Genomic DNA, 14,614 nt, shown 5'->3' with positions numbered 1-14,614 from the left:
CTAGGCCCCTGCTCCGCCGACCCGGGTCCGGATCGCGGCCAGTGCCGCGGTCAGACCGGTTTCCAGAGTGGGTTCGGGCGCCGGTGCGAATTCCGGATGGTGGTTGCCCGGTACCGGGGTTTCGCTGTTGAGCCTTTCGGAAAGGGTGGAGCCGAACATCCAGTACACCGAAGGCACCCCGATCGCGTCGGCCAGCAGGCCGAAGTCCTCGCTGCCCATGACCGGGGGCACATCGCGGACGTTGTCCTCCCCCAGCGCGGAGCGCAGCTGCTCCGTTACCTCGGCGGTGGCAGCGGGATCGTTGTAGCAGCGGGGGAAGCTCGAGATTTCCTCGATCACCGGCTCGGGCGCGCCGGAGGCTGCGGCTTCGGCTGTGATGATGCGGCGCAGGGCGGTGAGTACCTGATCGCGCACCGCCGGCTCAAAGGTGCGGACGTTGAGCGTGAACTCCGCGCTGGCGGGAATGATGTTTTCCTTCAGGCCGCCGTGGAAGGTGCCCACGGTGACCACCGCTGACTCCCGGGGCGGGACCTCCCGCGAGAGGATGGTCTGGATCCGCACGATCATGTGGGCGCCCAGCACGATGGGATCAATGGACTTCTCCGGCTGCGAACCGTGGGCCTGCCGTCCCAGTACCGTGACTTTCCAGGAGTCTGCCATGGCCATGGCGGTGCCGCTGCTGATTTCCAGGCCGCCGGCCACACCCGGCCACACGTGCTGGCCGTACACCACCTCCGGCTGCGGGGCCTTTTCCCACAAGCCGTCGGCCAGCATGGCACGGGCACCGGCAGCGGTCTCTTCGCCGGGCTGGAAGATGAAGACCACGGTTCCGGACCAGCTGCCGGTGCTTCGGGCCAGCAGCTCGGCGGCGGCCAGGGCCACGGCCATGTGGGTGTCATGTCCGCAGCCGTGCATCACCGGTACCCGGGTCCCGTCTTCCAGGGTGCCCTCGGCCGTGCTGGCGTACTCCAGTCCGGTGTTTTCGCCGATGGGAAGCCCGTCGGTGTCCGCGCGGAAACCAACCACGGGTCCGGGGCCGTTGCGCAGTACCCCGACGACGCCGGTGCCGCCGCAGAGGAAGGCGTCCAGTCCCAGCTCCTCCAGGCGGCCGAGCAGGAATTTGGATGTATTGGTTTCCTGCATGGACAGCTCCGGGTTTGCATGCAGGTACCGGTAGGTTTCCTGCAGCTTCTGCTGATCGGTTGTGCTGTAACCGTGGCTGGCAAGAATGTCATTGGTCATGGGATGGGCCTTTCGGAGACGGTAAGGGGTAGGAGTAGGAGGCGGGCGGGAACAAGGGCAGGCGCGGGGTCAGTTGACGAGTTCAGGTGCCGCTCCCGCGGTTTTTCGATCCCGGACCCACCAGGCGAGGGCAGCGGTCAGCAGCACCGTAAGCCCGGTGGAGAGCTTGGCCAGGGCCGGGACCAGCGGTACCACCACAAAGACGACAACCAGGGCCACGGCCACGGCCACCAGGGTGATGCGCGGCTGCTTGGCGGAAACCACCAGCTGGACGATCACGGCGCCAATGATGGACGGGAAGATGTAGAGCCGGGCCACGTCCATGACCTGGACGGGAATCAGGGTCAGGAGCCAGGTGCCCAGCAGGCCGACGAAAACCAGCATGGAGAAGACGTGGACCATGGCAGCGCCGCAAATGGCCATCAGGGCCGAGAAGTCCGCTTTCTTGGTGCCGGGCCTGGCCCCGATGGTCGCCTGGGCGACCATCGCGGAGGGCAGCAGCTTGTTGGCGATGTTGCCGATCATGAACGCCTGGTACATGGCTGCGGGGCCCAGCACCGGGTAATAGGTAATCGGTTCAACGAACCAGAGCACAAAGAAGGAGGCGCCGACGGCGAGCGCGGCGGTCCAGACCATGGTGCCGGTAATGCCGAGATCGGCGAAAAACACCAGGTAGGCGGGGCCGGCGAGGGACAGCAGCAGGGCGGCAAGCATGGTGAGCCGGCCCCAGCGGGAGGTGGTCTTGTCGAAACGGGCAAGGCTGGCGGCGGAATCGGCGGCCAGTGCAGATGTTGACATCAGGTTCTCCTCGAACAGTCGTTGGGGCGCGGGCTAGGCGGCGAGGCCGGAGGTGTGGGCGATGTAGGCGATGACCAGCCCCAGGACGATGGAAATCCCCAAGCCCCACTCCCGCAGCCAGGGTGCGTTCAGCTTCTTCGCCAAGAAGAGGCACATCCCCATGACAATGGCGGAGGCCACCACCGTCAGGACGTGCACGCTGCTCTTGGGCAGCTCGGCGATGCCCAGGCTGGCGAAGGCACCGAGCAGGGCCGCGGTGGGGATGATCGACATCAGGGCCGGGTTGACGTCGCGCAGCTTGCTGTCTCCGCGCTTGAGCAGCGGGGTAAAGATCAGGCAGCAGACCATCCACATGGCACCGGACAGGCTCATGGCGGTGAACGCGACGGCGTAGACGGTCTGGTTGTATCCCTCGCCGCCCAGGACAGCGTCCATGGTTCCGGCCGCAATGCTGGCCGACGCCGTTTCAGTGGCGGCCGACCCGACAAGCCCGATCCTGGTCAGCACGGCGGGTGTGCCGAAAAGGGACAGCAGCGCGATGCTCACGAGCACCACGGCCAGTGAGGGGCCGATGGCTGCCACGGCCCCTGCGCGGAAGGACGCTTTGAGCTCCGCGGGGCTGATTTCTGCGGCCGGTCCGGCGGCGGTTGCTGCCCGCATATAGATCAGGCTCTGAATGATGACGACGGCAAATACCGCCAGCGCGAAGACCCACAGGATGGGGATGTTGGCAATTTCCAGGATGTCCGTTGAGCTGCCGTTGCGCGGCAGGATGAGAAGTGACGAGCTCATGGGGGTTGGCTCCTTCAGTGCGTGCGTGGAGGGTGGGGGAAGTGGTGCGTGTCCAGCCGGATCAGGGTGTCTGCGAGCACCCTGACGCCGGTGGCGATCTGCCCGGTGGCAGTGAATTCCTCGGGGCAGTGGCTTTTGCCGTTGGCCGAGGGAACGAAGATCATTCCCATGGGCGCCAGCGCAGCCATGTGGACGGCGTCGTGCGTGGCGCCGCTGGGGACGGGAAGCCAGGAAACACCAGCTGCGTCGCAGGCGGCGGCGGCCAAATCCTGGACTCCGGGTGCTGACCGGACCACCGCGTTGTCGGTGGTCCAGCTCAGGTCCGCCTCGACGCCGTGCTGGCCGGCACGGGCGGCGATCTCCTCGGCCAGCCGGCGGCGGGTGCCGGTTAACCAGGATTCGTCGACACTGCGTACTTCGCCGTGCAGCCGGACCAGTGAGGGAACCACGTTGGGCGAGCTGGAAGCATTCTCCAGCCGGGTGACGGTGGCGACGCCGTGTTCGGGTGCGCCGCAGCCTTCGGCCCTGATGGCCAGAACGGCTTCCGCCGCGGCGACCATCGCGTCCCGGCGGTCGTCCATGGGACGGGTGCCGGCGTGGTCGGGGGTGCCGGTGAAGCTGGCGACCAGACGTTCGATTCCGGTGATCGCTGTGACGATGCCGATCTCGGTTCCGCGGGCCTCCAGCACCGGGCCCTGCTCAACGTGCAGTTCCAGGTAGGCGTGCGGCCGCCGTGTTCCGGTCCAGGCTGCCCTGCCGAGCAGGTCCGAAGGGTCCAGGCCGAAGTCCTCAAACGCGGATGCCAGGGTGCGGTCCGAGTAGTCGGTGCGGGCGAGGTCCCGGGGCGTGAGTTCCCCGGCCAGGGCTCGGCTGCCGAGGCAGCTAAGGCCGAACGGGTTGGACTCCTCTCCGAGGAAGTCGACAACCAGCAGGTCCCGGCCGAGGACGGTCCCCGATTCCCGGAGGGTTTCCACCGCGGCCAGTCCGCCGAGGACGCCGACGACCCCGTCAAACCGCCCGCCGCCGTCGACGGTGTCCGTGTGTGATCCGGTGACCAGCGGCGGGGCCGCCGGGTTCCTGCCGGGCAGGCGGCCGATGATATTTCCCGCATCATCAACGTGAACCTGCAGCCCCGCGGCGCGCATCTTGTCGGCGACCCAGTGACGGGATTCCCGGTAGGACTCGCTGAAAACCTCGCGGGTCCACCCGGGCCGGCCGGTACTGCGGAATTCGGCAAGATCCGTGAGGGCCGAATCCAGCCACTCGGTGGCGCCGGCATCAGCTGTATAAAGACCAGGCACTCGTCCTCCTAAATGCAATCGATTGCGCAACTGCCAAAAAAACACCCCGCCGGGGCGGGAGTGCCCGGCTGCACGCCGGGGTTGGGCACTACCCTCACATGCCGAACCCCACTAGTCCAGATCTTTTAAGGAATTACCTGAATATTTCGCGGCCTGATTTCGCCGTGTAAATTCTTGAATTCTTTTCGGTTAAATTGCCGGTTGCGGCCCGCGGTCGGGTCTAGACTTGCTCTTCCGGCAGGAGCCCCCTGCCCGTTGTTCCATAACCGCTTCTCCGGGAAGGCCCGCATCATCGGTGCAAACAGTCAGCGGCGTCCCTCACGTCCGGCCACGCTGGAAGACGTTGCCCGGTTGGCCGGGGTGCATCCGTCCACTGCGTCCCGTTCCCTGGCCGAACGCCCCGTGCGGATCAGTTCCGCCACAGTGGAGCGCGTCCGCGCAGCCGCCCGCACTCTGAACTACCGGCGGGACACCGCCGCCGCGGCCTTGCGCACCGGCAACTCCCGCCTGATTGGAGTGCTGGTTCCCCGGCTCACCGATATTGTCCTGGCCACTATGTACGGCGGGCTGGATGCCGAAGCCGCGGCCCAGGGCTATGGCGCCGTGGTGTCCAACGGGCTGGATGACCCCCTGGTCCGAACCGAACGGCTGGGTGCGCTGTTGGCACGCCGCATTGACGGCGTCATCCTGGCCGACGCCCGGCAGGGTGACACCTTGGCCGACGAGCTGGCAGCCGGCGCCGTCCCCTATGTCCTGGCCATGCGCACCCTGCCCGGCCATGTGTCCGTCAGCACGGATGACGCCGAGGGCGGCCGGTTGGCCGCGCGGCATCTGTTGGAGCTGGGCCACAGACACGTTGGTGTAGCTGCCGCCGACCCCCTGGCCAGCACGGGACGGGACCGCACCGCGGGGTTCCGCGAAGTGTATGCGGCCGCCGGCTGGCCCGTTCCGGACGCCCGGGTAGCGGCGACGGGTTTCGGCGTCGCCGCCGGACGCCGCGCCGGCACGGAACTGGCGGCCGTGGAACCGGCGCTGTCGGCTGTTTTCACCGTTGACGACTACACCGCCGTCGGCGTCATGGGGGCCATGCGCGACGCCGGACGCACGGTCGGCGCCGACCTGTCCCTGATGGGCTACAACGATGTGGGGCTGGGGGCTGAACTCCCCGTGCCCCTGACTTCCGTCCGGTCAGACATCGACTCCATGGGCCGGATAAGCGTCGCCCTCCTGATGGACCGGATCGCGGGCCGCGAGGTTTCCTCCGTACTGTTGCCGCCCGTACTCGTTCCCCGGTCATCCACTGTGCCCGTCCGTCCGGGCGGCTAATCACGGCTGGACCTCACGGCGGCAAAGGGGTTGACTGGTGCCCATGCCCCTTACCGGTGAATATGCCCCCAGTTCCAGCAAACGAGCCCGCGAGCAGGCGGAGCTGATCGAAAGTTCCGGCGGAACCGAGGGCACCACCCTCGGCGGCCGTCCGGTCATCCTGCTGACCACGGTCGGTGCGAAGTCCGGAAGGCTGCGCAAGACGCCGCTGATGCGGGTGGAGCACAACGGCGACTACGCCGTCGTCGCTTCCCTGGGCGGCGCTCCCAAGCATCCCGTCTGGTACTTCAATATCCAGGCCAACCCCCATGTGGAGCTGCAGGACGGACCGCAGAAGTGGGACATGCGCGCCCGCGAAGTCACCGGCGAGGAGAAGGCCGCGTGGTGGGAGCGGGCCGTCGCCGCCTATCCCCCGTATGCCGACTACCAGGCGAACACCGACCGCGAGATCCCGGTGCTGGTCCTGGAACGGATGGACTAGCTTTACAACGCATACGACGACGGCGGAACCGCTTGGGCTCCGCCGTCGTCGCATTCTGCTGCCGAGAATCGATCTTCCTTTGCCCGCAGGCCTTAGTTGCCGGACCGCTTCACGTACTTGCCCCGGGGCTCGCCCACCATCCCGCCGTTGCCGAAGACCTGGGCGCCGCGGAGGTAGGTGTCGGTTACTGCGGCAGTCAGCTCGAAACCTTCAAACGGGGTGTAGTCCTGAGTGGAGAGGGAATCCTCTGCCCGGACCGTGTACTGCACGCCGTCGTCCACCAGGCAGAAGTCCGCGTCATAGCCCACGGCCACGTCTCCCTTGCCCGGCATCCCGTAGCGGTCCGCCGGATTTTTCGAGACCAGCTCGGCGATCCGGTTGTAGGACAGACCCCGCTTGCGTCCCTCGGAGATCATGCCGGGCAACAGGTATTCCGCGCCGCCGAAACCGGACTTCGCCAGGAACACATCATCACGGGGATCGCCGAACTTGGTTTCGTCCTTGCAGCAGGCGTGGTCGGACGTCACCCAGGAGAAGTTGCCGGCAAGCAAGTGCTCCCACAGGGCCTCCACGTCTTCAGGCGAACGCAGCGGTGGATTGACCTTTCCGCCCATATTTGCCGTGTTGTAGTCCGCCAGCAGGTGCCCCACGGTCACTTCGCGGCGGAAATTGATGTGCGGGAACGTCTGCTGCATCATCATGGCCGCTTCGATTGCCTTGCGGGAGGACAGGTGCAGCAGATTGATATTCGGGAGCTCGGTCTCGTACGCCAGGTAGGAGGCAATGGTGATGGCCAGCCCCTCCGAATGCGGCGGGCGGGAGGCGCTGTACGCCTCGAGTCCCTTCAGCTCCCCTTCGGCCTCCACCATCTTGGTATAGGCCCGCATGATCTCAGCGGTTTCGCAGTGCAGGGAGAGGGAAATCTGGTCCGCGATGTCAGCGTACTTCGGGTCCCGGCGCGCCTTTTCAATGGCACGCATGACGAATTCGAAGTGAGCGTAGTCGTAGGAGTCCTCCGGCGGAATCATCAGGAACTTGCCCTGGTCACTGGAGCTGCCGTGCAGGCCGTGGATGCCGTAGAACATGAAGATCTTGAACGAGGGCACCCCCATGTCCAGCAGATCGGGAATCTCCTCAATGTGTTCCTTGAGGATCGGGGCCACGTGGAAGCCGTAATCGATGTAGGCCCGGCCGTCCGCTGCTTCAAGGATTTCCGGGAAGATCTCCTTGTAGGGGCCGGACTTATTGAGGTAGTAGGCGCCCGTCCGGATGTACGTGATGCCGCTGGTGACACCGCCCTGGGCACTGGCCCGGCTCTCGCTCTCCGTGTCCTCTCCCAATTCGTTGTAAATGCCCCAGTGCTGGTGCACGTCAACGACGCCGGGGAACAGGTGCTTGCCGCCGCCGTCGACCACTTCAGCGGCACTTGATGCATCGATGTTCGCCTCTACGGCAGCGAATTTTCCGTCCTTGATGGCGAGGTCCAGGGCTTCGGCGCCGTCGCCGCCGGGCCGGACAACCTGGACGTTCTTTACCAGCAGGTCATAGTTGCTCATGGTTTCCTCTTTCTACTGTGGGGTAAGTCAGTTGGTGGTGCCGTGCGTCGGAAGTCCGCCGGCATCGGCTTCGGTCAGATCCTGGAACAGGACGGCCAGGTCGGTGCAGTCCTGCAGGGTGCGGCAGCTTTCCCGCAGGCGTTCCCGGGCGGCCGGGGCCAGCGTGCGCCGCGCGTTGTCCTCAAATTTGCGGCCCAGGTCTTCGAATCCCAGCGGCCGCTGGGGTCCGCCCCGGGTGGTGAGGACCTTCTCGGTCACCGTCCGTCCGTCGGCCAGACGCGCGGTCAGCACGGCGGGGAACTGCATCGGGAAGATGGCCGTGCATTCCTCATCGGCCACCACCTCCACCCTGGCCATGATGGAGCGGCGCAGCTCATCCTGCGCCAGCTCGTCCGTGTAGTCGTCGAGGCCCACTTCAAGCCCTCCGCCGCCCAGCAGCCCGGCGGCCACCGCATACGGGCCGGAGAACTGCGCCATGTAGCCCGTCTCCGGTTTCTGTTTTACGGCCAGCGGTTCCCCGATGGTGCGCAGGTTCGGCGCCGGTACCCCGAGGGTGAAGGACTCGACGTCATCGGGCAGTATCCCGGCCCGGCGCAGGGCCGCAGCGGCATCCACCGCGGCGTGGGTGAAGTGGTTGGCCGGGTACGGCTTGAAGAAGATGTCCTGCACCTGCCACCGCTCCCCCAACCCGTCGGTGATTTCGGCAGGGTTGAACTGCCCGTGCAGCCAGGCCTGGAAGAAGCCGAAGCGTCCTTCGAGCACGGTCGGCGGGCCGGTGAGGCCGTAGCGGACTAGGTCCACCGCGCTCACCGCCGAATGTGCGGCCCAGCCGCAGTGAATCCGCTTGACCGTTCCGCCGGTGCGGTTGGACTCGATGATGCCCGAGGCCATGGAAGCAGCCACCCCCAGCGCATCGGTGACCCACTGGGCCTTTCCGTGCAGGGCTGCGACTCCGGCCGCGGCACCCATCGCTCCGCAGATCGAGGTGGCATGCTGGCCGTGCTCGAAGAACGTGGAGTTCTTGGCCTGGGTGTCATATCCGGCCATCCCCAGCCGGACACAGATCTCCAGCCCGACGGCGATCGCACGGATGGCATCCCGGCCGTCTTTTCCGGCGGCCTGAGCCGCAGCCAGCACGGCGGGGATGACACTCGCGCTGGGGTGCAGCACGGAGGGCAGATGGGTGTCGTCATAGTCCAGGGAATGCGCCAGGACACCGTTCACGAAGGCAGCCTGTCCTGCCGGCAGCAGGTCAGCGACGCCGACGGCGGAAGCCGCCGTCGTGCCGCCCTGGTCGGCGGCCCAGCGGCGGGCTGCCCTGCTGGTATCCAGCGGTGCTGCGGCCGCAGCGATGCCCAAAATGTCCAGCACCCGTGACTTGACGCTTTCAATCACCTCGCCAGGCAGGTCCTCATACCGGACACCGGCGGCGAAGTCACCCAACTGCTGGGCCAGTGTCCGTTCTCCCCCGGTCATTTCTCCCGCGCTCATGCGGTCACCAGCGCCAGCGGACGGACGGGTGAACCGGTGGCGCCGTAGATGTTCAGCGGCACCAGCACAAAAGTGAACTCGTAAAGCTGCCGTTCGGCCAGTTCCTCCAAATCGAGGGCCTCGATGATGTAAATCCCGTTTTCCACCAGAAACACCCGGTGGGCCGGAAGGGACGAGTGTCCCCCGCCCGGAGCCAACCGCTCGAAGGCGATGGAGTCGGCCCCTGCCGCGTGGATACGCTGGCCGGCCAGCCACTGTGCTGCCGCCTCACTGATTCCCGGAACCCCGGAGTCCTTGCCGACGAAGGGGGTTCCTTCATCGAACTTCCGGCCCCAGCCGGAACGGATCAGCACCACGTCTCCCTCGTGCAGGTCCACGCGCTGGGCGTCCAGGCAGCCCTGCAGGTCGGCGACGGTGATTTCGTATCCGCCGTCCAGCACCTCTCGGCCCAGGAAGCCGGCGGCGTCAAGCAGAATGCCGCGCCGAACCATCGGCTCGATGGTGTGGACGCCGTGCTCCACATATTTGCCGCCCAGGCAGGACTGCCCGGCGTCGGCTCCGCCAAAGAGCAGGCCGTCCTGGCTGACGTGGGCGAGCGCGTCAATGTGGGTGCCCACGTGCGTTCCGGTGCTGATCATGTCGTTGGCAGCGCTGCCGCCGTCGGCCCGGACCATGTCGCCGTGCCGGCGGGGCAGCGTGTGCCAGAACTGGGGATGGTTGGGAGACTGCGGCATGCCGACGCGCAGCTGCCGCCCCAAATCCACGGATGTGATGCCGTTCTTAACCGCATCCAGCAGTGCATCGCTCATCTGATAACTTCACTTTCCCTCAATGTCCGGACGTCCTCGTCCGTGTAGCCGATTTCGTTCAGGATTTCCGCGGTGTCCTGGCCCAGGCCGCGGCCCGTGAACCGAATCTGGCCGGGGCTCTTGCTGAGCCGGAACATGACGTTGTGCTGCAGGACCGGGCCTAGATCCGGGTCTTCCACTTCGAGCAGCATTTTTGTTTCCCGGATGTGAGGATCCTCGACCACATCACGGGCGTCGTACACGGCGGCCACGGCGGCGCCCGCTGCGGAGAAGGCCGCCAGTACGTCCTCGCGGCTTCGATCGGCGATCCAGCTGCCGACGTAGCTGTCCAGCTCTTCCACGTGTTCCACACGGGTGTTGCCGGCGGCGAACCAGGGCTCGGCGATGACTTCGGGGTGGCCCACCAGTTCCATCACCCGCTCCGCGATCCGCTGGGCGCTGGTGGATACAGCCACCCATTTGCCGTCCTTCGTGAGGTACGTGTTGCGGGGCGCGTTGTTGGTGGACCGGTTGCCGTGTCGCTGCCCAATCCGGCCCAGCTGCTGGTACACGGTGGGGCTGGGCCCCACTGCGGTCATGATCGGTTCCAGGATGCTCATGTCCACGGTTTGCCCCTCCCCGGTCGTATCCCGGTGGCGCAGCGCCATCAGCACTGCCGAAGACGCCGCGATCCCGCAGATGCTGTCCGCCAGCCCAAAGGCCGGCAGAGTGGGCGGCCCGTCTTCGGGCCCGGTCAGGTGTGCGAAGCCGCTCATGGCCTCGGCCAGCGTGCCGAACCCGGGCAGGTCCTTGTAGGGGCCGGTCTGGCCGAAGCCGGTCAGCCGCACCAGAACCAGTCCGGGGTTCAGCTCGCTGAGGACTTCGGGGCCCAGCCCCCAGCGCTCCAACGTTCCGGGACGGAAATTCTCCACCACCACGTCGGCTGTGGCCGCGAGACGCCTGAACACTTCAGCGCCGTCGGGAGTGCTCAGGCTCAGGGCAAGGGTGCGCTTGTTCCGGGAGATTTCCTTCCACCAAATGGAAACCCCGTCTTTGCTTTCGCCGTGACCGCGCATGCTGTCACCCATTTTCGGGTGTTCAATCTTGATGACCTCTGCGCCGAAATCGCCCAGCATCTGGCAGCACAGCGGTCCGGCCAGGATGGTGGACACGTCCAGGACCCTAAGCCCGTTCAGGGGACCGGTGTCTGCTGCTGTTGACTGCCGGCCGTCCGTTCCGGCCAGATCAGGGGGTGGTGCTTGCTCGCTCACGTTGTCTCGTTCCGTTCTGGGTGTCGTTGCAGTTCTCGCCGGTGCCACATCCGCGGCCTCTCCGGTCACCGAGTCTCCCGTCATGAGGACTCCGGCGCCGATGCTGATGCGGCCGCGTGTTCGGCGGCCAACAGGGCCAGCCCGAGGGCCGGCAGCAGGCCGTTGCCGGCTAGGTACCCTCCCGCGCCGTGGCCGGAGATGCCGTTCGCCGCGCCGCCTGAGGCGTAGAGGCCGGGGATAGCGGCGCCGTCAATCTTCAGGACCCGGGCGTCACCGTCCACCCGGAGCCCGCCCTGGGTGTGGAACAGTGCGGGCTGGACGGAAATTGCACCGATTCTTCCGGTCAGCGGCGCCTCAAAAAAGGTCCGCCCGAAGCTGTCTGGTGCGTCTCCTGCGGCAATGCGCCGGGTCTGCTCCAGCGTCCGTTCCAAGCCCGCAGGATTAATTCCTGTGGCCGCAGCCAGCCCTGCGGTGTCTTCGGCCCACTTCAGTGCCCCCGATTCGACGGTTGCCCGGAAATCGGCGAAACTCTCGCAGGCATCAAAAATGCGTTGATCCAGCACAATCCAGGCCTGCCCGTCCGCGTGCTTCAGCGATTCGAGCGCGTATTCGGAGTAGCCCACGGTCTCGTTGCCGAACCGCTGCCCTTCCCGGTTCACCAGGAATCCCCCATGCATGACGGTGGCCCAGCCGGCCAAAGAGGCCGAGGCCGTGGCGAGCGCGGCATGTCCCTGGTATGCATCCAGATACGCGGTATCGGCGCCAAGTCCGGTTCCGATCCGCAGTGCGTCCCCTCGGGACTCTTCACTGCCGTAGTACTGGGCCCCGGCAATCTCCGGGAGGTGCTCGCGGACCAGGTCGCGATTGTTGCCGAATCCATTGGTTGCCAGCAGAACCGCCTTGGCCGGAATCTCTTCAGTGCCGTCGGGAGTGGTGACAACGACGCCGGTCACTGTCCCCGCTTCCGTGGTTACGTCCACCAGGCGGGCCGGAGCATAGAGGTCAATCAGCGGTTCCGCTGCAACGCGTTCCCAAACCGCATCCAGCAGGGCCGTGCCGATCCGGCCGGGCACGGTGTGGCAGCGGTAGCTGCTGTGGCCGGGATAGGAGAAGTCGGTGACCAGCGTCAACGGGAGCTTGAGGTCGTCGGCCATCCATTCGACCAGGCGGGCGCTGACACCGGCCAGGGCCTCCGCCAGCACAGGGTCGGCGGTCCCCTTGGTTTTCGCCATGATGTCCGCAACGAAGGCTTCCGGCGAATCGTCCACTCCGGCCTCGGTTTGCCAGCGTGAACCGGCACCGGGAATCATCGCCGTGGACATTGCGGTGTTGTTTCCGCGCCGGAAGTGTTCATTGGTCTCGACAACTAGGACCGACAATCCTAGTTGGGCCGCACGCAGGGCGGCAATCAGGCCGCCGCCTGCTCCGGCCACCACCAGGTCCGGTCCCGGGAATTCTTCCTCGCTCATAGTGTGTGTCCTTCCATCCCGATCAGTGCGTGCAAGTTGTTGAGGACGGCAGCGGCATTCTTTTGGCCTTCCAGGCTGCGGACGAGGCGGTCCAGGCGTTCCGCCGGTTCCGGCCCCAGCAGCCCCGCGACTTTGGACCGGATGCTGTCGCGGTCCAGCGGGAAGTGGTCAACGTCGCCGCGCGGGTTGGCTGCCTCCGCTGCGGCAACCGTGCCGTCGGTGTAATGGAGTTCCACCCGCGTTCGCCGCTGGTCGGGAAGCAGCCGGTCATAGTCCGGGGAGGCCGTTACCGTGACCTTGGTGCTGAGGGCGCGGGCGGCGTCGAAATTCGGATGGTCCGGGTTCATGGTCGCCGGGGAGATCTCCCCCTGCAGGAGGGCGTTGGCAACCACAAAGGGGAAGGAAAACATGGCAGCCAGCCGGTTGCGGGGAGTCCCGGAGAACAGCGGGGCCGCCAGCGAATGGGTGACTACCTGAACCTCGGTCAGTGCTGCGGGGTCCAGCTGCTGCGGCCGCAGCTGCAGCGCGAGGTCCACGGCGCCGTGCGTGTACGAACAGGAGGAGTGCAGCTTCGCGTAGCCCTGGGTGAGCAGCCAGTCCCGGCCCAGCCCGCGGGTCAGTTCGGCCGGGTTCAGCGATCCGACGAGCGTGCCCAGGGTTGCGGCAGCCGCGCCGTCGTTGCCCGCCAGACCTGCAGCGGCAAGCCGCGCGGCGTTGAGTCCGGCGAGGTTGGCTCCGGCGGCCCACAGGTTACGGGTGAACTGCCCGTCAAGCACCATGGCCCAGGGGGCGGCCTGGGCCAGCCCCGCGCCGGCGTCAATTGCCGCCGCCACCTGCTCTGCGGGCAGACGGCGGATGAGGGCAGCGGCGCAGGCGGCTCCGGTGGCGCCCCAGTGTCCGTGGGTGTGCCAGTCCGAATTCCGGTTCAGCGCCCGGCCGAAGCGTGCAGCTACCTCGTATCCGGCTGCCACTGCCGTGAGGAATTCGGTTCCCGAGACAGCACGGGGGGCAAGCTGCGCGGCGGCCATGGCGGCAAAAACGACGTGCACGGCGGGATGACCCTTGGCATGTTTATTGCCTTCGTCCAGTTCCAGTTCGCAGGCAGCGACGGCGTTCAGGAAGGCTGCCGTTTCCGCGCTGGTGTTCAGGTCTGTGCCCAGCACCGGGCTGGCACCCGGGCCGGCCGCCCAGGCCGCGGTTAGTGCCTGCATTTCCGGAGTGCGGCCGCCGGCAGTGCTCACGCCCCACAGATCTGTCAGCATCAGATTCAGCCGTTCGCGCGCGGCTTCCGGTATGTCCTCATATTCAAGGCCGGTCGCGAACGCCGCCAGTTCCTCCACCGCTGCGGCCACTTCTGCCACAGATCTGGGCAGCTCCTCCCGGCGGAGCGCCACGGTCATCCCGCTGCCCTTCCGGCCAGGATGTTCCGCTGCCGTTCAAGCAGACCTGCCAGCTGAAGTGCCAGGGCGGTGGGGTCCACCAGGACCGGTCCGCCGCTGCTGCGTTCAGCTAGGTTTACGGCCGAGCAGGCGTTGAGCACGTAGTCGGCGGTCAGGGACTGCAGTGCGCGCTCCACTGCCGTGGACCACGCGGCGTCGTCTGCGATGTCCGCCAGCGCCAGCCCGAGCACGGACACCGGCTCGTGCAGCGGGCCGGTCCCGTAGCTGGCCAGTTTGCGTTCCAGTTCCCGTGCTATGGCTTTGTTCCGGGCAACGGCGCCGATACTGGCACCCGTTGCCGCCAGGAATCCCGTGCCCAGCCGCAGCAGTCCCAGGACGGGCCTGGCCTGCACGGGCGCGCCCGGCCCGACACCGGGATCCAGGACGCAATCGGGCAGGAACGCGTCGGCATCACGTGCGTCAACGGCTTTAAACCAGGCGGTCACCGCCGCTTCGGAGGCCGCGACGTCGTCGTCGTTTTCCAGTGCCCGCGGAACTTCCGATCCTGTCCCCAGAGGATGCAGCCGGACGCTCACGTTTTCCGGTGCCAGCCGGTCATAGCGGTCCTGGCGGCGGGCCAGTTCCTCGTCGGATACGGAGATGGGGGTCACTGCAAGAATGCGCATCGTGTCTTTCCTTTCAAGGGGCCGGGGGTGACGT

13 protein-coding genes are annotated in these 14,614 nt (G+C 66.6%); 2 read left to right on the top strand and 11 right to left on the bottom strand.

Translation table 11 applies throughout. The annotated features are described in order from the left end of the window. The 4 genes from WKB88_RS15900 to WKB88_RS15885 form a co-directional block, all read right to left on the bottom strand. Complete coding sequence (locus WKB88_RS15900) at positions 1-1,242, bottom strand: amidohydrolase (RefSeq protein WP_341395526.1); 1,242 nt, start codon at positions 1,240-1,242, stop codon at positions 1-3. A gap of 69 nt (positions 1,243-1,311) precedes the next feature. Next, positions 1,312-2,040: a hypothetical protein gene (locus WKB88_RS15895; RefSeq protein ID WP_341395525.1), complete on the bottom strand. Its 729-nt coding sequence runs from the start codon at positions 2,038-2,040 to the stop codon at positions 1,312-1,314. 33 nt (positions 2,041-2,073) lie between these two features. Beyond that, positions 2,074-2,832, bottom strand: coding sequence for a DUF5058 family protein (locus WKB88_RS15890; protein WP_341395524.1), 759 nt, complete (start codon positions 2,830-2,832; stop codon positions 2,074-2,076). Positions 2,833-2,846: 14 nt separating this feature from the next. Beyond that, positions 2,847-4,133 carry a M20 family metallo-hydrolase gene (locus tag WKB88_RS15885; RefSeq protein ID WP_341395523.1) on the bottom strand — a complete coding sequence of 429 codons (1,287 nt, stop codon included), beginning with the start codon at positions 4,131-4,133 and terminating at the stop codon, positions 2,847-2,849. A gap of 255 nt (positions 4,134-4,388) precedes the next feature. Here WKB88_RS15885 and WKB88_RS15880 point away from each other — a divergent pair, with 255 nt between their 5' ends. Together WKB88_RS15880 and WKB88_RS15875 are read left to right on the top strand one after the other, a co-directional pair. After that, a complete protein-coding gene (locus WKB88_RS15880) occupies positions 4,389-5,459 on the top strand; it encodes a LacI family DNA-binding transcriptional regulator (RefSeq protein ID WP_341395522.1) in 1,071 nt (356 codons plus the stop codon). A gap of 43 nt (positions 5,460-5,502) precedes the next feature. Next, entirely contained in the window at positions 5,503-5,940 is a 438-nt protein-coding gene (locus WKB88_RS15875; RefSeq protein ID WP_341395521.1) for a nitroreductase family deazaflavin-dependent oxidoreductase, read from the top strand. Positions 5,941-6,032: 92 nt separating this feature from the next. Here WKB88_RS15875 and WKB88_RS15870 read toward each other — a convergent pair whose 3' ends face one another. The 7 genes from WKB88_RS15870 to WKB88_RS15840 all read right to left on the bottom strand — a co-directional run bounded on the left by WKB88_RS15870 (position 6,033) and on the right by WKB88_RS15840 (position 14,580). Continuing rightward, positions 6,033-7,496, bottom strand: a complete 1,464-nt coding sequence (locus tag WKB88_RS15870; RefSeq protein WP_341395520.1) for a dihydroorotase — start codon at positions 7,494-7,496, stop codon at positions 6,033-6,035. 27 nt (positions 7,497-7,523) lie between these two features. Then, on the bottom strand, positions 7,524-8,987 hold the full coding sequence (locus tag WKB88_RS15865) for an MmgE/PrpD family protein (RefSeq protein ID WP_341395519.1): 1,464 nt from the start codon (positions 8,985-8,987) through the stop codon (positions 7,524-7,526). Further along, positions 8,984-9,796 carry a cyclase family protein gene (locus WKB88_RS15860; RefSeq protein ID WP_341395518.1) on the bottom strand — a complete coding sequence of 271 codons (813 nt, stop codon included), beginning with the start codon at positions 9,794-9,796 and terminating at the stop codon, positions 8,984-8,986. Before WKB88_RS15860 ends, WKB88_RS15865 begins: the two co-directional genes overlap by 4 nt. Beyond that, entirely contained in the window at positions 9,793-11,046 is a 1,254-nt protein-coding gene (locus WKB88_RS15855) for a CaiB/BaiF CoA transferase family protein (protein ID WP_341395517.1), read from the bottom strand. Before WKB88_RS15855 ends, WKB88_RS15860 begins: the two co-directional genes overlap by 4 nt. A gap of 80 nt (positions 11,047-11,126) precedes the next feature. Further along, positions 11,127-12,515, bottom strand: a complete 1,389-nt coding sequence (locus WKB88_RS15850) for an FAD-dependent oxidoreductase (protein ID WP_341395516.1) — start codon at positions 12,513-12,515, stop codon at positions 11,127-11,129. After that, positions 12,512-13,915: an MmgE/PrpD family protein gene (locus tag WKB88_RS15845; RefSeq protein ID WP_341395515.1), complete on the bottom strand. Its 1,404-nt coding sequence runs from the start codon at positions 13,913-13,915 to the stop codon at positions 12,512-12,514. Before WKB88_RS15845 ends, WKB88_RS15850 begins: the two co-directional genes overlap by 4 nt. Next, positions 13,912-14,580, bottom strand: a complete 669-nt coding sequence (locus tag WKB88_RS15840; protein WP_341395514.1) for a hypothetical protein — start codon at positions 14,578-14,580, stop codon at positions 13,912-13,914. The genes WKB88_RS15845 and WKB88_RS15840 overlap by 4 nt, the downstream gene beginning before the upstream one ends. Positions 14,581-14,614 lie beyond the last annotated feature (34 nt).

This window comes from Arthrobacter sp. G119Y2 (assembly GCF_038069765.1).
Classification (GTDB): Bacteria; Actinomycetota; Actinomycetes; order Actinomycetales; family Micrococcaceae; genus Arthrobacter_B.
This window is presented reverse-complemented; position numbering and strand designations above follow the sequence as displayed.